Genomic DNA, 17,449 nt, shown 5'->3' with positions numbered 1-17,449 from the left:
GAGCTGACGGTATGTGCGGAATCGTGGGTGCGGTATCGCATCGCAACATCGTGCTGGATCTCGTGGATGGACTGAAACGGCTGGAATACCGCGGGTATGACTCGTGCGGGGTGGCCGCGATACAGGAGGGCAGGCTCGTCAGATCGCGCAGCGTCGATCGCGTCGCGGCATTGCGGGGCGATATCGCGGATCGCGGCGTCGATGGCCATACGGGCATCGCCCACACGCGCTGGGCCACGCACGGGATGCCCGTCACGGCCAATGCGCATCCGCACTTCTCCCCGAACGACGACGCGCCTCGCGTTGCGGTGTCCCACAACGGGATCATCGAGAATCACGAGGCCCTGCGCACCGAGCTCGAAGGCCACGGCTATGTGTTCGCCAGCCAGACCGACAGCGAGGTCATCGCCCATCTGATCGACCACCTCTACAACGGTGACCTGTTCGAGGCCGTGCGCGAAACCGTGGCGCGCCTGCATGGCAGCTATGCCATTGCCGTGCTATGCCGCGACGAACCTCATCGGATGGTCGGCGCGCGCCGTGGCATGCCGCTGGTCGTGGGCGTGGGCGACGGCGAGAACTTCCTCGCCTCCGATGCGATTGCGGTGGCCAATGCCACCACGCAGATCGTCTATCTCGCGGATGGCGATGTCGCGGACGTGCAAATGCATCGCTACTGGATCGTCGATGCGCACGGCCAGCGCGTGGAACGCGACGTGCATACCGTCGCGGCGCATAGCGCGGCGGCCGATCTCGGCCTCTACCAGCACTACATGCAGAAGGAGATTTTCGAGCAGCCGCGCGCCGTGGCCGATACGCTGCGCGATATCACGGCGATCATGCCCGAACTGTTCGGCGACGGTGCCTACCGGCAGCTCGACAATATCGATGCCGTGCTGCTGCTGGCCTGCGGCGGCAGCTACCACGCGGCGCTGACGGCGAGCTACTGGATCGAGCAACTGGCCAACCTGCCCGTGCGCGTGGAAATCGCCAGCGAGTACCGCTACCGAGAGCCGTTCAGCAATCCCCGGATGCTGGTCGTCGCGGTGTCGCAGAGCGGGGAGACCGCCGACGTGCTCGGTGCCGTGCATGCGGCGCGCGAACGCGGCATGCACCGTACGCTGGCCATCTGCAATGTCGCGACGAGCGCGCTGGTGCGCGAATGCGCCATGCACTTCATCACGCGCGCGGGCATCGAAATCGGCGTCGCGTCGACCAAGGCCTTTACCACGCAACTGGTGGCGCTCTACCTTCTTGCGCTCACGCTGGCACAGATGCGCGGACGCCTGACGGACGCGGAAGAGCAGGAACACCTGCGCGCGCTCCGGCACCTGCCGGATGCACTGACGCGCGTCCTGGCGCTGGAGCCCAATATCATCGGCTGGGCGGAACAGTTTGCCCGCAAGGAGAACATGCTGTTCCTCGGGCGCGGCATGCACTATCCAATCGCATTGGAAGGCGCGCTGAAGATGAAGGAGATCTCCTACATCCACGCCGAGGGCTACGCCGCGGGCGAACTCAAGCACGGCCCGCTCGCGCTCGTCAGCGACCAGATGCCCGTCGTGGCCGTGGCGCCCAACGACAGCCTCCTGGAGAAGCTGAAATCGAACATGTATGAAGTCAATGCCCGCAGCGGCAAGCTATGTGTCTTCGCGGACATCGACTGCGCATTGCAGCCCAGCCCCGGGCTCGAAATCATCCGGCTGACCGAGCATTACGGCATGCTTTCCCCGATCCTGCATACCATTCCCATGCAACTGCTGTCGTACCACACCGCGCTCGCGCGCGGCACGGACATCGACAAGCCACGCAACCTCGCGAAGTCAGTGACCGTGGAGTAGCGCGGGCCGCGGCCGGCTGACCAGTGTCACCATCACATAGCTCATGATCATCAGCATGAACCACGACCCGAGCTTGCCGATGCCGACCAGATGCCAGCCGTCGAGCTGGTTGGGATACAGCCACGTGCGCGTCACGGTGCCGATGTTTTCGGCGAGCCAGATGAACAGCGCCACCAGCGTGAAGCCGAGCAGCATGGGCATGCGCCGGTGCACGCGGTCGATGCGGAAGTGGACCCAGCAGCGGCCGAAGGCCACGGCCACGAGGGCCACCAGCACGTAGCGGGCGTCCCACCAGTAGTGATGCAGGAAGAAGTTGACATAGATGGCCATCGATAACGCGCCCGTGACGACGAGCGGCGGATGGCGCGTAAAACGGAAATCGAACTCGCGCCAGACCCGCGCGATATAGCTGCCGACGGCCGCGTACATAAAGCCCGTGAACAGCGGCACGTTGCCGACGCGCAGGACCGAGGCCTCCGGGTAGATCCATGAGCCGACCGATGTCTTGAACACCTCCATGACGGTGCCGGCCACGTGGAACAGCATGATCACCTTCGCTTCGTCCCACGTCTCCAGCCGCAGCCACAGCATGGCGATCTGGATCGCCACGGCCGCCACGACGAGAAAGTCGTAGCGCGTCAGCGCCGCGCCGGCCGGGTACCAGAGATGCGTGCCGATGAGCAGCGCCACCATCAGGCCGCCGAACAGGCAGGCCCACGCCTGCTTGATGCCGAACACCACGAACTCGTGCAGGACCGTGGCCCACTCCCCGCGCCTTGCGGCCCATGCTCCGGAGATGTCCCGCCAGCCGTGGTACGTCGCGCTCAGGGTCGCCCGCAACGATCCGCCGTTTGTTGTCATTGTCATGCCGCTTGCGTTATCGATGCGGCATTTTGCCATCGGTGGCCGTGGCCCTCCAGCGAGCGCGGTCAATCCGCCGCGCGCTGCCATGCGGCGACGAACGCGCGCAACTCTCCGCCCGACGCGTCGGTCACGGCCCAGTAGCGCATGCCGCGCGCGCTCCAGCTTTCCATCTCGTAGCCCTGCACCACGCGTCCGGCGCTATCGCCGCGGCCCTTCTCCGGCAGGACGTAGACCTCCAGCGGATGGTGGTTGCGGCGATAGACAAGCACCGCGACGCGGCGGCCGTCCACGTAGTCGAGGCGTCCGCCCACCAGCGGAAATCCCTCCGCGGCAAGGTCCCGGACCTCAGGCGCATAGTCGATGCGGCCGTTGAACCATGGCTTGACGGTATGGCGATCGGTGGACGCCACGTCGATCTCGCGCGTCGACAGCAGCGCGCGGACGTGGCTGGCGACGATCGCGTCCGCGGTAAGGTCGGTCGGGGATTCGCGCAGCGCGTAGCCGGCGATGGCCAGCCCCACGGCGGCCACCGTCACGGCCGCCATGGCCGCGTTGAGAGCCGGCGACCATGTGAACCAGCGACGCCAGCCCGCCTTCAAGGCCGGAACATCGGCCGGCCCCACGGTTGCCTCCATATTCGGTCCCACAGCCGATCCACCGGACGGAAAGGCGATACCGGGCGCCAGGTCGTCCCACCCGGCATCGGCATCGGCATCGGCATCGGCAACTGGCAGCGCCGCCAGCACACGCGCGCGCAACGCGGGCGATGCACGGTAGTATCCCGCCCCCTGTCGTACGGTCCTCCGCAGCGCCCGCAGTTCCCGCAACGCTGTCACGCAGTCGCCGCAATCCTCGAGATGCCGCTCCAGCCGAACGCTGTCGGCCGCGCCGATCTCGCCGTCCGCGCAGGCCTGCAGCAGTTGACGGGCTTCGTTGCAGTTCATGGCCGCCCTCCCCGCTCGCGCACATCGCCGACCCAGGCACCCGCACCCTGCCCCTCGCGCAAGAGCACGATCTCCGCGGCAAGCATGCGCCGTCCCCGCGCCAGCCGCGACATCACGGTACCGGCCGGAATATCGACGATGCGCGCGATATCGCGATAGTGCAGGTCCTCGAGCTCGCGCAGCACGATCACCTCGCGAAACGCCACGGGCAGCCGCTCGAGCGCCGCATGCACGAGCCGCACGTCCTCCTCGCGCAGCAGCACCTGCTCGGGATCGGCCGGCATGCCGTGCCATGCCGGCAGCTCGGCGTCGGCGGCATTGTCGTCATAGCCGGTTTCGGCGGCGGATCTGCGTTGCTGGTACATCGTGAACCATGTATTGCGCACGATCGCGAGCAGCCATGGGCGCGGCCGCTCGCCCCGAAAACTCGCGAACAGGCGGAACGCGCGCAGGAACGCCTCCTGCACGACGTCGTCGGCATCGCTCGCGCCACCGCACAGCCACCGCGCGAGATTGTGCGCGGCGTCGAGGTGCGGCAGCACCAGCGCATCGAAGCGGCGGCGCTCGCTGGCGTCCACATCAGGCCTCGTGATGCCGGGTGGCGGCGAAGGTGGGGTCTGTCGGCGATCGAATCATGTTGGGTATTCCTCGCTATACCGACGGCACCCCGAGTTTATTCCCGCGATCGGCGGTTTGCGGTGAATTTTTTTTGCGGCCGCTTGCCGGGAATATTCCGCTGTGGGCGACGGTAAGACTGGCAGGATCATCGAGCAAGGAGCCACCATGACCCTCCCCTGCAACCGGCGCGCCTTTCTGCGCCTGGCCGGCGCCGGTGCCGGCGCCGTCTTCGCCTCCGGCCTGCCCGGCTGGGCCGCCGCGCGCGACGACGACTTCTTCTTCGTGCAGTTGTCCGATTCCCACTGGGGATTCCAGGGCGCGGCAAACCCCGACGCGCGCGGCACGCTGCCCCGCGCGGTGGCGGCCGTCAACGCGCTGCCGCGCGAGCCGGACTTCATCATGTTTACGGGCGACCTCACCCACTCCACCGACGATCCGGCCGAACGGCGCAAGCGCATGCGCGAGTTCCAGGCGGCCATCGCTCCGCTCAAGGCCGGCCAGATCCATCTGATGCCGGGCGAGCACGACGCAAGTCTCGACAACGGCGAGGCCTATCGCGAGCTGTTCGGGCCCACGCATTACACGTTCGATCACAAGGGGCTGCACGCGATCGTGCTCGACAACGTGTCCGATCCCACGGGACAGGTCGGCGACGCACAACGGCAATGGCTGGCGGACGATCTGTCGAAGCAGCCGCGCGATGCGCGCATCGTGGTGTTCACGCACCGGCCGCTGTTCAACCTCTATCCGCAATGGGACTGGGCCACGCGCGATGGGGACCGCGTGGTCGAGTTGCTGATGCCTTACCAGAACGTGACCGTGTTCTACGGCCATATCCATCAGGAGCATCACCACCTGACCGGGCATATCGAGCATCATGCGGCGCGGTCGCTGATGTTTCCGCTGCCGCCACCGGGCTCCCAGCCCCGCCGCGAGCCGCTGCCCTGGGATGCGGCACAACCGTACCGCGGACTGGGATGGCGCGAGGTGACAGCGATGCGGCAGCCGGCCGGCTACCGGCTGGCCGAACGTCCCGTGAGCGATACCTCGGGAGGCCAGTCATGACGACGCGCGTACATACCCGGCGCCGCACGGTGCTTGCATGGTCGGCGGCACTGCTCGCCACGCCGTTGATCGCCAGGCTCGGCGACGCCGCCGCGCCCCGCGTGATTCCCGTTCGCGCGCGGCGCTTCGTGTTCACGCCGGACAAGATCGTGCTGAAGGCAGGAGAGCCTGTGGTGCTGGAGTTGATCGCCGAGGACGTGATCATGGGCTTCAGCGCACCGGACCTCGGCGTGCGCGCCGATATGCCGCCGGGGCAGACCGTACGGCTCGCGGTCACGCCCGCGAAGGCGGGGACCTATACGTTCCTGTGCGACCTGTTCTGCGGGTCCGGGCATGAGAGCATGTCCGGTGTGATTGAGGTCAAAGCCTGAGCGAGTTCAAGCGAAGGCCCTACGGCTGCGCGGGCTTCGACGTCTCCGTCACGCGCAGGGAGGGCAGCCACACATCCGGGCCCGGCGCCCGGACCACGGTTCCCTTCACCCTCGTCTCGCGCCCCGCCAGCGACCTCGCCTCCGCCAACGGCATGCCGATCAGCTCCCAACTCTCCTTCGATGTCGTGTGCATCATCACGGTCGGGAACGGTTCGTTGCCCTTGATATGAATCTCGCCGACCAGCGTTCTCTCTCCGGAATCCGCGGCCGCGGCGCATGCGGTCAGGCCGAGGGCCATCAGCAAAGGCAGGATCTTGGTTTGCATTGTCTTGTCCATCGGAAGAAAGGGCGGCAACCGCCGCCCCCTAGCTTACTGAATGACGACCGATAGCGTCGAGCCCGCGGGGACCTTCACCGTTTCACTGTAGGTACCGGACACGGCCCTGCGCACGACCGGCAGGCTGGCGTACGGCTGCAACGTCGCGGGTACCGATTGCGTCAGCGTGCGGGTGGCCAGCAACGCCTGCGGGTCGATCACGGGCAGCGTGAAGCCACCTTCCGCGCGCGCCGGGAAGCCGAAGCCAGCCGGGCTCGGAGCCTTCATCAGCGAGGCCGATGTCGCACCGAACCGGCGCAGCTGTTCGCCGAGGCTCGACGTCGGCGCAATGGCCCGAATCGACGAATCGAGCACGGCCAGCGAGTCCGTGCTGCTCACGTTCGTCAGCAGGTGCTTGTAGAACGCCAGCCCCAGCTGCCGATCGAGGAAGCCGCCCAGCGAGCCGGACACCGAATAGCTGTCGCAAGCCGCGCCAAACGGGTCCCACGTGGTCAGGCTGCAGTTATACGACCCGGCCTTGTAGCCGACGTAGTTGGGGAACCGGACATCCCGGATGGCGTTGTAGGTCGGGTCGATCGACTGGCTCGCGAAGTCTTCCATCATCATCGCGGTGCCTTCTTCCAGCCAGGTATCGAAGGCATTGGCGGGCCCCTGCACCACGGCGCGACGGTAGAAGTTCTGCATATGCATGCCTTCGTGCGCCATCGTGAGGAGCATCGACTGCAGGCCCGACGAACCGCCAAGGTAAAGCGTCTCCGCATCCAGATACAGCGACACCGACTGGTTGCTGAACGCACTGCCCGCCGTCGTCAGCGCATTGCGCGCGTAGAAGTATCCGACCACGCCAAACGGCCGGCCATTGTTGTCGAAGTTCAGGATGACGATGTCGATCGGCTGCGCGACCGCGCCGCTGATGAGGTCGGTATAGGGGTGCGGCCCCCAGACCGGCCCACCGGTCTGCTTGAGCATGTCGTAGATCTTGCCCGTCGGGACGAACCCCGCATACAGCGCATTGACGATGGCGGCGCTGACCTTGGTCGGGTCGCTCTCGGCGCTTTCCACCCAGAAATTCACGACCGTGCCATCGGAAGCGGTATCCGTGCGCACCAGCGTCGTGGCGCGCACGCTGTTGTCCTCGTGGAAGAAGTTTCGCGTATCGCCAACCGTATAGGCCGCGCGCTGGGGGACCGTGCCGAACGACGAACCGTTGATCCCCGCCTTGCGGGGACCGGCAAGTGCCGCCCAGCCGTCGCGGTTGAAGTCCGAGATGCGGCGCGTGATCGCGCTCTTGCCGTCATCGAGCTGGATCGCGCTCGCGGCGATCGCCGGCAGGTACGAGGCCGTCAGCGGGATGGTCGGCATCGTCTGCGCCGTGCCCGTCTGGTTCGTGAAGACCAGCGTCACGTCCTGGCCGCCGAGCCCGGAGATGCTGATCGGCATGTCCACGGCGGAGGCGGTCGCATTGATGTTCTGCCACACGCCGATTCCGCTACCGGCGTAAGTGTTGGCATCCACGGCGGCACAGCCCGAGCAGGCCGGCGATACGACGCTGGTCGGCTTGGCGACCGGCGTGGCCGGCGTTCCGGGGGTGCCGGGGGTACCCGGTGTTTGGGTGCCCGTGGTGGCGGTCGTGGATTGCGCCGCGGGCGCATCGTCCCCACCGCCTCCGCAGGCGGCAAGCACGGCAGATGTCAGCAAGGCCACGGCCAGAGACCCCGGGAAAGACAAAGTGCGCGCGTTGCGCATGTATTTCTCCTGATTGTGTTGGATGCCGCGATCCGTCAATACGCGGCATTCCCCTTATCGGCAGAAATACGAGGTCGAATCACCCCGCCATCGGGGGGCTCCCGGCCATTGGGCTATCATGCGGGTCCCCTCCGAAGTGGTCCCCTATGATTACCGTCCGTAATGTCACGCTGCGCCGTGGCGTCAATGTCGTGCTCGATCGCGCGTCCGTCACCTTCAATCCCGGCGAGAAAATCGGTCTTGTTGGCCGCAATGGCGCGGGAAAGTCGTCCTTTTTCGGCCTTCTGAACGGCACGCTGCACGAAGACAGCGGCGAATTCTCGATTCCGGCCGCGTGGCGGATGGGTCAGGTCGCGCAGGACATGGCGGAGACCGAGCAAAGCGCGACCGACTTCGTGGTCGAGGGGGATACCGTGCTGCTGGCCGCGCAGGCCGAGGTTGCGGCCGCCGAGGCCAGCGAGGACGGCATGCGCATGGCCGAGGCCTATATGGCCCTGCACGACGCCGGCGCGCACGACGCGCCCGCCCGTGCCCAGGCGCTGATCCTGGGTCTCGGTTTCGGCGCCGCGCAGCTGAGCCAGCCCGTCAACAGCTTCTCGGGCGGCTGGCGCATGCGGCTACAGCTGGCCCGCGCGCTGATGTGCCCGTCCGACCTGCTGCTGCTCGACGAACCGACGAACCACCTGGACCTCGATGCGCTGGTCTGGCTCGAAGCATGGCTCAAGCGTTATGCGGGCACGCTGGTCGTCATCAGCCACGACCGCGAGTTCCTCGATGCGGTGACGCAGGTCACCGTGCACGTCGATAACGCGAAGCTCGTGCGCTACGGCGGCAACTACAGCCGGTTCGAGGAGATGCGCGCGGAGCAGCTGGAGCTGCAGCAGGCCGCGATGGCCAGGCAGGCGGACAAGATCGCCCATCTGCAGAAGTTCATCGACCGCTTCAAGGCCAAGGCGTCGAAGGCCAAGCAGGCACAGAGCCGCGTCAAGGCGCTCGAGCGCATGGAAAAGATCGCCCCGGTGCTGGCCGACGCGGAGTTCTCCTTCGAATTCAAGGAGCCGCTCAACGTCCCGAATCCGCTGCTCTCGATGCTCGATGCGAGCTTCGGCTACCCGGTGCCCGACGACGCGCCGGCAGGCGCCACGCCCACGGTCATCGTGCGCGGCATCAACCGTTCGGTGATGGCCGGCCAGCGTATCGGCATTCTTGGCGCCAACGGGCAAGGCAAATCCACGCTCGTGAAGACCGTGGCACACGCCCTGGCCCCGATTGCCGGCGAGATCAGCGAGGGCAAGGGCCTGAATATCGGCTACTTCGCGCAGCAGGAACTGGACGTGCTGCGTCCGCACGACACGCCGATGGAACACATGATCCGCCTGGCGAAGGACACGCCGCCCCATATGCGCGCGCCAGGCCAGAGCGGCACCGAACAATCGCTGCGCACCTTTCTCGGCACGTTCAATTTCAGCGGCGACATGGTGCATCAGGCCGTCAGCACGATGAGCGGCGGCGAAAAGGCACGGCTCGTGCTGTGCATGATCGTGTGGCAACGCCCCAACCTGCTGCTGCTCGACGAGCCGACCAACCATCTGGACCTGGCCACGCGCGAAGCGCTGGGCATCGCGCTCAACGAGTTCGAAGGCACCGTGATGCTGGTCAGCCACGACCGCGCGCTGCTGCGCGCCGTCTGCGACGAGTTCTGGCTGGTCACCAAGGGTGGCGTCCATCCTTTCGACGGCGATCTGGAGGACTATCAGCAGTTCCTGCGCAACGAGGCGCGACGCATGCGCGAGGAGATGCAGGGCAAGCCGCAATAAGCCGTTCGTTATGCGGCGGGAGCGGGCGAGCGGACGCACAACAATGGCACCGCCCCCGCCGCCAGCAACGCGCCGGACAGCGTGAATGCCAGATTGAAGCTACCCGTCTCGGCCACGATATAGCCCGTGACGATGGGCGCAACCAGGCCGAAGATATTGCCCACGGTGCTGATAAAGCCAACGGCGCTTCCCACATCGCGCGCATCGCGGGTCAGGTCATTGGCGAGCGCGAGGTTGAGCGACACCGCCGACGCGCAGGCGGCGAGCGACAGCGTGATGACTGGCAAGATCGCCACGAGGTGGTTCAGGTACGGCACCGCCGCGACCAGCGCGGAGCCGAACAGGCACGCGGCCACCCAGAACTTGCGCGTCCCCGATGCAAGGTTGGCCGGCATGAACGCATCGCTCAGCCGGAGCACCGCGACGACCAGCAGCGCGGCGCCAAGATACGTCGCACCCAGCAGCAGTCCGGTCGTCGTGACCGGCAGCGACTGCTCCTTTTGCAGGTAGCTCGGCAACCATGCCAGAAACAGATGCGTGGAAAACCCGGCGCAGCCGTGTGCGAACGCGCTCGCCCGCATGGGAGCGCTGCCGGCGATGCCGCGCAGCCCGGCCGAGACCGATCCCACAGGCTGCGCGGCGTCCACCTGCGCGGGAGGTGCGGGACGCGCGGGACGTGCGGGACGTCCGCCGTGCCGGTTCCATGCAACCCAGAAGCCCAGCCACACCGCACCGATGGCCCCCGCCACGATAAAGACGACACGCCATCCCCACGTCGAGATCATGCCCGACAAGGCCACCGCACCGATGGCCGGCCCGATCAGGCTGCCACTGTGCAGGATGCCGGTCGCCAGCCCCCATTTGTTTCGGGGCACATGATCCCGAATCGTGCGCGCGCCCGTCGGATAGGTAACCGCGGCGCAAAGGCCGGCGGCCAGACGGCATGCGAGCAGCGACAGAAAACTCCACGAGAACGCAATGGAGGCACTGGCCGCGGAAAGCAGCCCGATACCGAGGCCGCCCACCCGATAGGCGCCGAACCGCCCGACCAGATGGCCGGCGGGAATCAGCGCCATGAAGTACAGCCAGCTGAACGACGACAGCAGGTATCCCATCGCCACGGGGGACAGACCGAACTCCTCGCTCACCGCGACCGCCGTCAGCGACAGCGCCGTGCGATCGACATAGAGAATCACGGTTAACGCGGACAGCAGAACGTAGATTCGCATCGGCTTCCTGTTCAGAACCCCGGTGCCGTCGGCCTTGCACGCATATCGTTGCTATCGACGTCAGCCGGCTGCCGCAGGTACTGTACTTCAACTCGCTTTCACCCGCGCGGTAGAATCCGGTTCTTACCAGACTTGGACGGCACCCCTGCCTCGGGCACGCCTCAATTGCGATGTCATCCAGCCAAGCGCGCGCCTCGCGACTGCATTTCGATCTGACCACCGTTCAACTGTTTATCGCCGTGGCGGACATGGGCAGCATTACCCGTGGGGCGGAGCGGCTGCATCTGGCGCCCGCGGCCGCGTCCCGCCGCATCCTCGAGCTCGAATCGCAGTTGGGCGTGTCGTTGTTCGAACGGCTCCCGCATGGCATGGCCGTGACCGAAGCGGGCGGCGCGCTGCTCGCGCATGCGCGCGGCATCAGCCATACCGTGCAGCGCATGCAGGACGATGCCGCCTCGTACATCGGCGGCGTGCTTGGCGTCGTGCGCATCGCCGCGCCCAAGTCGGCCGTCATCCAGTTCCTGCCATCGGACATCCAGCGCTGCGCGGCGGAGTGTCCGGGCATTCGCATCGACCTGCAGGAGATGAACAGCGAGGAGGTCCAGCAATCGCTGCGCCGCGGCATGGCCGACCTGGGCATCTACGACGGCAACCTCGGCGTCGTCGATCTGCCCACCGCGCCCTATCGGTCCGACCGCCTCGCGCTGGTCGTCGCCAGCCAGCACGCGCTGGCCCGCCGCAAGCGGGTATCGCTCGAGGACGTCCTCGACTGCGACCTGATCGTGCTCAGCGCGAGCTCGGCCATTTCCATCCTGCTGGAGCGCCTGGCCGCCGAAGCGGGCAGGACGATGCGCATGCGCATGCGGGTGCAGGGGTTCGACAGCATCGCCGCGCTCGTCGCCGAGAACCTCGGCGCCGGCGTCATGCCGGAAGCCATCGCGAAGAAGGTTGCGGCCGGATCCCGGTTCGTCCGCATACCCATCGACGAGCCCTGGGCGGAGCGGCGGTTTGTCCTGTGCCACCGGCCCCACGGCGAACTGTCTTCCGCCGCCCATGCGGTATTGCGGGTGCTTGCGCAAAAGGCGAAACCAGACTTCCCCAAACAGCGATAGCGTTCCCGGGGCGCTTTGCACATCATGGTCTCCATAACAAGTACCACGGAGACAATGATGCAACGCAGACAGTTCATGCTCGGCGCGGCGGCCGGGCTGACGGGATTGACCGGGTTAACGCTACCCGGCCTCGTCAGGGCGGCCGACATGGCGGGCCCCGTCCGCATCCTCGTCGGCTTCGCCCCCGGGGGCGGCACCGATGTGCTGGCCCGCGTGCTGGGCAACAAGCTCACGCAGATGTGGAACACCAGCGTGGTGGTCGAGAACAAGCCCGGCGCTTCCGGATCGATCGCGGCCGGCTACGTCGCCAAGCAGCCCCCCGATGGCACGACCCTGCTGATGGCGCACGTCAACAGCCATGCCATCGCCCCGGCGATGCTGGACCTCAAGTACAACCCGCGCACGGATTTCTCCCCCATCGCGATGGTCGGCGTCACGCCCAATATGCTGACGTGCCGCGCCGAACAGAAGATCCGTACCGTGGCCGAAGTGGTGGCGCTCTGCCGCCAGAAACCCGGCAAGATCTCTTTCGGCTCTTCGGGCATCGGTTCCTCGCAGCATCTGGCGCTCGAGCTGTTCCGCATGCAGGCCAAGATCGACGTCGTGCACGTGCCCTACAAGGGATCGGGCCCGCTGGTGGCCGATCTGCTGGGCGGTCAGATCGACTACGCGTTCGATACGATGACCGCCGCCACGCCGTTTATCCAGCAGGACAAGGTGGTTGCCATCGCGCAAACCCGCCTGAAACGCGCCGCCGCCTATCCGAACGTGCCCACCCTGGCCGAGTCCGGCTTCCCCGGCCTCGACGCCGCGTCCTGGTATGGCCTGGTCGGCCCCAAGGGCATGTCTCCCGCGCTTGTCCAGCGCATGAACGCCGACGTCAATCGCGCGCTGGCCATGCCCGACGTCGTCGAGCGGCTCAAGAGCTTTGGCGCCGAGGACTACGGTGGCTCCAGCCAGCAGTTCGGCGAATTCATCGCATCGGAGTCCACCAAATGGGCGAAGGTCGTGAAGGACGCCAACGTCAAGGCGGAAAGCTGAGGCCACCCTTCTGACGCCCAGCGCGACACCGAACAGAAACCCCTAGCAGGATACGACGATGACCGATGCGCGCAACGATCAGGCACAGCGCAGTGCCACCCCATTGCCTCTGGCCGGCGTCCGGGTGCTGGATGTGACCCAGGTCATGGCCGGCCCCTATGCCTGCATGCTGCTGGCCGACCTCGGCGCCGACGTGATCAAGATCGAACCGCCGAAAGGCGGCGACCAGACGCGCGGCGCGATGGGATTCAAGATGAAGGGCCCGGACAGCATGGGCTTTCTGAACATGAATCGCAACAAGCGAAGCATGACGCTGGACCTCAAGACCGAATCGGCGCGCGAGGTCTTTCTGCGGCTCGCGAAAACCGCGGACATCCTCGTCGAGAACTATCGGCCCGGTGTCATGAAGCGCCTTGGCATCGACTACGACACGCTGCGCGAGATCAATCCCAGGCTCGTCTATTGCAGCATCTCGGGTTTCGGGCAGTCGGGACCGTGGGCCACGCGGCCCGGCTTCGACCTGATGGCGCAGGCCATGTCGGGCGTGATGAGCGTGACCGGTTACCCCGGCGGCGCGCCGGTCAAGGCCGGTGTGCCCGTGGCCGACATCGGCTGCGCGCTGTTCGCGGTGTACGGCATGCTCTCCGCCTATATCGGCGCGAAGGCCACCGGCAAGGGCCAGTACGTCGATGCCTCGCTGTTCGACTCCGCGCTCGCGTTCTCCATCTGGGACACCTCGGAGTACTGGGGCACGGGCCGCGAGCCGGAGCCGCTCGGCACATCCAATCGCATGAGCGCGCCCTATCAGGCCGTGAAGGCCGCCGACGGCTACTTCGTGATGGGCGCGACGAACCAGAAGCTCTGGCAGTTGCTCTGCAACACGCTCGAACGGCCCGATCTGCTCGCGGACGAGCGCTTCGGCACCGTGGCGTTACGCCTCGCCAACCGCAACGAACTGATTCCGGCCCTCGAGGAGAGCTTTGCCGCGGACAGCTGCGACCGCTGGATCGAACGCCTGCTGGAAGCGGGGATCCCGGCCGGGCCGATCCTGACGTATCCTCAGGCTTTCGACAGCGAGCACGGGCGGCACCGCCAGATGCGCATCGAGATCGATCACCCGATCGAGGGCAAGGTGCCCAATATCGGCTTTGCCGTCAAAATGGGCGGCACCCCGCAGCAGGTGCGCCGCCACCCACCGCTGCTGGGCGAGCATACGGCAGAGGTACTGGACGAGCTCGGGCTGTCGAAGGACGAGCAGGCGTCGCTGGCCGATGCCGGCGCGTTTGGCGGATAACGGAAAACGGCCAATGACAGAACCCTCGGCACAAGGACAGGTCACGCTCTCCAGACAGGGCCCAATCGCCTTCATCACGTTCGACCGCCCGGCGGCTCGCAACGCGATGACGTGGGCGATGTACGACCAGCTGGGCGCGCATTGCAAATCGCTGGCCGCCGACACGGCCGACCGCCCCCGCGTGGTGGTGTTGCGCGGCGCCGGCGGAGAAGCCTTCGTCGCGGGCAGCGATATCGCGCAGTTCCAGCGGTTCACGGGCGGCGACGACGGCATTGCCTACGAGGCCGGTATCGACGAAGGCATCGGCCTGATCGAACGGCTGCCCATGCCGACCGTGGCCGTCGTCGATGGCTGGGCCGTCGGCGGCGGACTGGCCATTGCCACCGCCTGCGACTTCCGCCTGGCTACCTCGAAAGCCCGCTTCGGCGTGCCGATCGCCAAGACGCTCGGCAATACGCTCTCCGCCGAGAACCTCGCCAAACTGCGCGCCGCGTGGGGCTTGCAGCCCGTCCGGCGCATGCTGCTGCTCGCGCAGATTCTGGACGCCGACACCGCGCTGGCGTGCGGCTTCCTGCATGGCATCCATGCGCCCGAGGAGATCGACGCGCAGCTCGCCGCGCTCTGCGACCAGCTCGGCGCGCTGGCGCCCGTCACCCAGAGCGTCGTGAAGGAAGCCCTGCGCCGCCAGACCGTCGAGGCCGTGGCCGACACCGACGATCTCGTGCGTACGTGCTACGCCAGCGAAGATTTCCGGGAAGGCGTCGATGCCTTCGTGAACCGCCGCCCGCCGGCGTGGAAGGGGCGCTAGAGCCGGATCGGTAATGGCCGCTATACTTCCCAGTCTACCGAGGCCATTGCACGCTCATAGTGAATACCCAGACCAGCCACGAGTCACGCAGCAGCGAGGACAGCGACTACGACTTTACCGAGCAGGTCGGCCACCTGCTGCGCCGCGCGTACCAGCGACATGTCTCGATTTTCCAGCAGACGATTCCCGATTCGCAGCTGACCGCCGGCCAGTTCGTGGTGCTCTGCGCGATTCAGGCGCAGGGGCCCTGCTCCCTGAGCGCCATCGCCCGCGCCACGGCCATCGATCAGGCAACGGTGCGCGGCATCATCGAACGCCTGAAGTCGCGGGACCTGATCGTCGTCTCGCACGACGCGCGCGACCGCCGCAAGGTCGTGGTGCTGCTGTCGCCCGCCGGGCAAACACTGATCGGTGAGGTCGTCCCCTTCGCGCAGGACATCAGCGAGCGCACCATGGGCGGCCTGAACCCCGCCGAGCGCGTCGCGCTGCTGTATCTGCTGCGCAAGCTGAGCGACCTCGAGGACGCGTCGCCCGAACCCGTCGCCGACGCCGACGGCACCGCCTGACGCCCTCCCCGCCCCTTTCCTCCGCCCCCATTTGTCGGTTCCACGCCTCCCGCCGGGGACCCGTCACGCCCCCATAATCTTAGAGATCGAATAATTGTTGACATCGCCTGTCCACGCGATAGTATTACGCCATGGACTTCGATCTCTAACGATTTTTGGAAGTGCCAAATCCACCGACTCTGGAGCTGACAAATGTATGACATCTACACCACCGACAAGCTGATCGACCTTTGGCTGACCGAAGACATCGGCATCTGCGACCTGACGGTCCAGACGATGATCGAGCCGGGCGAAACCGGCACGTTCTGCATGAACGCCCGCGAGCCGATGCTCATCGCCGGTATCGACGTGGCCGCCCGCATCTTCGCGCGCTACGATCCGTCGCTGTCCATCGACGTGCGCGTTGCCGATGGAGACAAGGTGGAAAAGGGTGCCATCCTGCTGAACGTCAGCGGCAATGCGCGTAGCGTGCTGACGGCCGAACGGACCGCCCTCAATATCATGCAGCGGCTGTGCGGCATCGCCAACCACACGGCGAAGTATGCCGAGGCCATTGCCCATACCAAGGCGCGCCTGATCGACAGCCGCAAGACCACGCCGGGCCTGCGCGCGCTGGAAAAGCATGCGGTGACCTGCGGTGGCGGCCTGAACCACCGGCTGAGCCTCGACAATGGCGTGATGATCAAGGACAACCACATCGCGGTCTGCGGCAGCATTGCCGCCGCGGTGGAGCGCGTGCGCCGCAAGCTGCCGGTGCTGACGAAGCTGGAGGTGGAGTGCGACCGTCTGGAGCAGGTGCATGAAGCCCTGGCGGCCGGCGTGGACGTGATCATGCTGGACAACATGTCCGTGCCCGACATGAAGGAAGCGGTACAGATCGTGAACGGCCGCACCAAGGTCGAAGCCTCGGGCGGTATCCGCCTGGAAACGATTCGTCCGATCGCGGAAACCGGTGTGGACTATATCTCCACGAGCAAGATCACGCAGTCGGCCCCGGCCGTGGATATCGGCCTCGACGAAGCCTGATTCGCGCGCGGTTCCCAGTTGTAGCGCCTTCTACCCGAGAAGGCTTCGCCCTCGCCGGTTCGCCGTCGAGGGCTTTTTGCCGTGGTGCGCCCGTGGCGCGCCGGCGATACGTCAAAGATCCGACAGCAGCCGCCCCACTTCCTGCGTGGACGGCACGCGGCGCCCGCGTTCCGCCAGCGCCATCTCGTCGGCAACCAGCTTCTGCGTGATGGAGATCAGCACCCGGCGCGTCGTCAGCACGTCCTCCTCGCTGACGCCCTCCACACTGAGCGTATTGACCTCGGTCGCCAGCGGCTCCAGCTTCTTGCGCAGTGCGCGCCCCGTCTTGCTCAGGAACACGTGCACCTTCTTCTTGTTGCCGGGCAGATGCATGCGCTCCACGTAGCCCAGCGCCTCCAGCGCCTTGACCGCCGAGAACGTGGTGGGCTCCGTCACGCCCGCCCGCTCGCTCAGGTCGCGCTGCGAGAGGCCATCGTGGCGCCAGAGAATGCGCAGGATGGTCCAGTGGCCGTACGACACCGAATGATTGGCCAGCCGCAGCTGCAGCGCGCGGATATACGCGCGGGCTGCGTCCTTCACCAGGTGAGCAAGGCGTTCTTCACTGGCGTCGTCCAGCGGGACGGGTACTGCGGGGCTATCTGGCTTTTTCGTGGCCATGGCGATGACAGGGAGGCGTAAAGGAACAGAACGGCGCACATGATAGCGCGTCTGGCCACGGACCCGCGTCCAGCGCCATTCCGCACTCGATGTAGCGATCACTACATCAGTGC

Annotated in this window: 17 protein-coding genes; 10 read left to right on the top strand and 7 right to left on the bottom strand. The window is 66.4% G+C overall.

The window, feature by feature from the left end; all coding sequences use genetic code 11:
• Positions 1-11 precede the first annotated feature (11 nt).
• On the top strand, positions 12-1,841 hold the full coding sequence (gene glmS / locus AAHB16_RS13790; protein WP_342051135.1) for a glutamine--fructose-6-phosphate transaminase (isomerizing): 1,830 nt from the start codon (positions 12-14) through the stop codon (positions 1,839-1,841).
• On the opposite strand, the gene AAHB16_RS13785 is transcribed toward glmS, so the two are convergent.
• The 3 genes from AAHB16_RS13785 to AAHB16_RS13775 form a co-directional block, all read right to left on the bottom strand.
• On the bottom strand, positions 1,824-2,702 hold the full coding sequence (locus tag AAHB16_RS13785; protein WP_342051202.1) for a DUF817 domain-containing protein: 879 nt from the start codon (positions 2,700-2,702) through the stop codon (positions 1,824-1,826). The two genes, glmS and AAHB16_RS13785, sit on opposite strands and share 18 nt — an antisense overlap.
• Before the next feature lie 68 nt (positions 2,703-2,770).
• Positions 2,771-3,649, bottom strand: coding sequence for an anti-sigma factor family protein (locus tag AAHB16_RS13780; protein ID WP_342051134.1), 879 nt, complete (start codon positions 3,647-3,649; stop codon positions 2,771-2,773).
• Positions 3,646-4,227 carry an RNA polymerase sigma factor gene (locus AAHB16_RS13775; RefSeq protein WP_150374795.1) on the bottom strand — a complete coding sequence of 194 codons (582 nt, stop codon included), beginning with the start codon at positions 4,225-4,227 and terminating at the stop codon, positions 3,646-3,648. The genes AAHB16_RS13780 and AAHB16_RS13775 overlap by 4 nt, the downstream gene beginning before the upstream one ends.
• Positions 4,228-4,432: 205 nt before the next feature.
• Here AAHB16_RS13775 and AAHB16_RS13770 point away from each other — a divergent pair, with 205 nt between their 5' ends.
• Both AAHB16_RS13770 and AAHB16_RS13765 read left to right on the top strand, forming a co-directional pair.
• Entirely contained in the window at positions 4,433-5,332 is a 900-nt protein-coding gene (locus AAHB16_RS13770; RefSeq protein WP_342051133.1) for a metallophosphoesterase family protein, read from the top strand.
• Positions 5,329-5,703: a cupredoxin domain-containing protein gene (locus AAHB16_RS13765; protein WP_150374797.1), complete on the top strand. Its 375-nt coding sequence runs from the start codon at positions 5,329-5,331 to the stop codon at positions 5,701-5,703. The genes AAHB16_RS13770 and AAHB16_RS13765 overlap by 4 nt, the downstream gene beginning before the upstream one ends.
• 19 nt (positions 5,704-5,722) lie before the next feature.
• Here the strand turns inward: AAHB16_RS13765 and AAHB16_RS13760 are convergent, their stop codons facing one another.
• Positions 5,723-6,028 (bottom strand): hypothetical protein, encoded by a 306-nt coding sequence (locus tag AAHB16_RS13760; protein ID WP_223851741.1) that lies wholly within the window; start codon positions 6,026-6,028, stop codon positions 5,723-5,725.
• Between the two features lie 45 nt (positions 6,029-6,073).
• On the bottom strand, positions 6,074-7,786 hold the full coding sequence (locus tag AAHB16_RS13755; protein WP_342051132.1) for a M30 family zinc metallopeptidase: 1,713 nt from the start codon (positions 7,784-7,786) through the stop codon (positions 6,074-6,076).
• Positions 7,787-7,932: 146 nt separating this feature from the next.
• Here AAHB16_RS13755 and AAHB16_RS13750 point away from each other — a divergent pair, with 146 nt between their 5' ends.
• Positions 7,933-9,603, top strand: a complete 1,671-nt coding sequence (locus AAHB16_RS13750; protein ID WP_150374799.1) for an ABC-F family ATP-binding cassette domain-containing protein — start codon at positions 7,933-7,935, stop codon at positions 9,601-9,603.
• Positions 9,604-9,611: 8 nt separating this feature from the next.
• Here AAHB16_RS13750 and AAHB16_RS13745 read toward each other — a convergent pair whose 3' ends face one another.
• Complete coding sequence (locus AAHB16_RS13745; protein WP_342051131.1) at positions 9,612-10,832, bottom strand: MFS transporter; 1,221 nt, start codon at positions 10,830-10,832, stop codon at positions 9,612-9,614.
• A 170-nt stretch (positions 10,833-11,002) separates the two neighbouring features.
• On the opposite strand from AAHB16_RS13745, the gene AAHB16_RS13740 reads away from it, so the two are divergent.
• From AAHB16_RS13740 to nadC, 6 genes are all read left to right on the top strand, one after another.
• Positions 11,003-11,944 carry a LysR family transcriptional regulator gene (locus AAHB16_RS13740; RefSeq protein WP_150374801.1) on the top strand — a complete coding sequence of 314 codons (942 nt, stop codon included), beginning with the start codon at positions 11,003-11,005 and terminating at the stop codon, positions 11,942-11,944.
• A gap of 57 nt (positions 11,945-12,001) precedes the next feature.
• The gene (locus tag AAHB16_RS13735; protein ID WP_150374802.1) at positions 12,002-12,985 is read left to right on the top strand and encodes a Bug family tripartite tricarboxylate transporter substrate binding protein; all 984 of its coding nucleotides are present in this window, start codon (positions 12,002-12,004) and stop codon (positions 12,983-12,985) included.
• A gap of 58 nt (positions 12,986-13,043) precedes the next feature.
• Positions 13,044-14,279 (top strand): CaiB/BaiF CoA transferase family protein, encoded by a 1,236-nt coding sequence (locus tag AAHB16_RS13730; RefSeq protein WP_342051130.1) that lies wholly within the window; start codon positions 13,044-13,046, stop codon positions 14,277-14,279.
• Positions 14,280-14,292: 13 nt separating this feature from the next.
• Positions 14,293-15,087, top strand: coding sequence for an enoyl-CoA hydratase/isomerase family protein (locus tag AAHB16_RS13725; RefSeq protein ID WP_342051129.1), 795 nt, complete (start codon positions 14,293-14,295; stop codon positions 15,085-15,087).
• A 59-nt stretch (positions 15,088-15,146) separates the two neighbouring features.
• Positions 15,147-15,653 (top strand): MarR family winged helix-turn-helix transcriptional regulator, encoded by a 507-nt coding sequence (locus AAHB16_RS13720; protein WP_150374805.1) that lies wholly within the window; start codon positions 15,147-15,149, stop codon positions 15,651-15,653.
• A 192-nt stretch (positions 15,654-15,845) separates the two neighbouring features.
• Positions 15,846-16,679: a carboxylating nicotinate-nucleotide diphosphorylase gene (nadC, locus tag AAHB16_RS13715; RefSeq protein ID WP_150374806.1), complete on the top strand. Its 834-nt coding sequence runs from the start codon at positions 15,846-15,848 to the stop codon at positions 16,677-16,679.
• Between the two features lie 111 nt (positions 16,680-16,790).
• On the opposite strand, the gene AAHB16_RS13710 is transcribed toward nadC, so the two are convergent.
• Complete coding sequence (locus AAHB16_RS13710) at positions 16,791-17,336, bottom strand: MarR family winged helix-turn-helix transcriptional regulator (RefSeq protein ID WP_150374807.1); 546 nt, start codon at positions 17,334-17,336, stop codon at positions 16,791-16,793.
• Positions 17,337-17,449 lie beyond the last annotated feature (113 nt).

It is taken from the genome of Cupriavidus sp. OTU4054 (genome assembly GCF_038440175.1).
GTDB lineage: Bacteria > Pseudomonadota > Gammaproteobacteria > Burkholderiales > Burkholderiaceae > Cupriavidus > Cupriavidus pauculus_D.
Note: the sequence above shows the minus strand (reverse complement) of the source record. Positions and strands in the feature narration are given on the sequence as shown.

Bases quoted from the DNA above. Each gene is read 5' to 3' on its own strand.
- glmS (WP_342051135.1), top strand. From the start codon at position 12: ATGTGCGGAATCGTGGGTGCGGTATCGCATCGCAACATCGTGCTGGAT.
- AAHB16_RS13785 (WP_342051202.1), bottom strand. From the start codon at position 2,702: ATGACAACAAACGGCGGATCGTTGCGGGCGACCCTGAGCGCGACGTAC.
- AAHB16_RS13780 (WP_342051134.1), bottom strand. From the start codon at position 3,649: ATGAACTGCAACGAAGCCCGTCAACTGCTGCAGGCCTGCGCGGACGGC.
- AAHB16_RS13770 (WP_342051133.1), top strand. From the start codon at position 4,433: ATGACCCTCCCCTGCAACCGGCGCGCCTTTCTGCGCCTGGCCGGCGCC.
- AAHB16_RS13765 (WP_150374797.1), top strand. From the start codon at position 5,329: ATGACGACGCGCGTACATACCCGGCGCCGCACGGTGCTTGCATGGTCG.
- AAHB16_RS13760 (WP_223851741.1), bottom strand. From the start codon at position 6,028: ATGCAAACCAAGATCCTGCCTTTGCTGATGGCCCTCGGCCTGACCGCA.
- AAHB16_RS13755 (WP_342051132.1), bottom strand. From the start codon at position 7,786: ATGCGCAACGCGCGCACTTTGTCTTTCCCGGGGTCTCTGGCCGTGGCC.
- AAHB16_RS13750 (WP_150374799.1), top strand. From the start codon at position 7,933: ATGATTACCGTCCGTAATGTCACGCTGCGCCGTGGCGTCAATGTCGTG.
- AAHB16_RS13745 (WP_342051131.1), bottom strand. From the start codon at position 10,832: ATGCGAATCTACGTTCTGCTGTCCGCGTTAACCGTGATTCTCTATGTC.
- AAHB16_RS13740 (WP_150374801.1), top strand. From the start codon at position 11,003: ATGTCATCCAGCCAAGCGCGCGCCTCGCGACTGCATTTCGATCTGACC.
- AAHB16_RS13735 (WP_150374802.1), top strand. From the start codon at position 12,002: ATGCAACGCAGACAGTTCATGCTCGGCGCGGCGGCCGGGCTGACGGGA.
- AAHB16_RS13730 (WP_342051130.1), top strand. From the start codon at position 13,044: ATGACCGATGCGCGCAACGATCAGGCACAGCGCAGTGCCACCCCATTG.
- AAHB16_RS13725 (WP_342051129.1), top strand. From the start codon at position 14,293: ATGACAGAACCCTCGGCACAAGGACAGGTCACGCTCTCCAGACAGGGC.
- nadC (WP_150374806.1), top strand. From the start codon at position 15,846: ATGTATGACATCTACACCACCGACAAGCTGATCGACCTTTGGCTGACC.
- AAHB16_RS13710 (WP_150374807.1), bottom strand. From the start codon at position 17,336: ATGGCCACGAAAAAGCCAGATAGCCCCGCAGTACCCGTCCCGCTGGAC.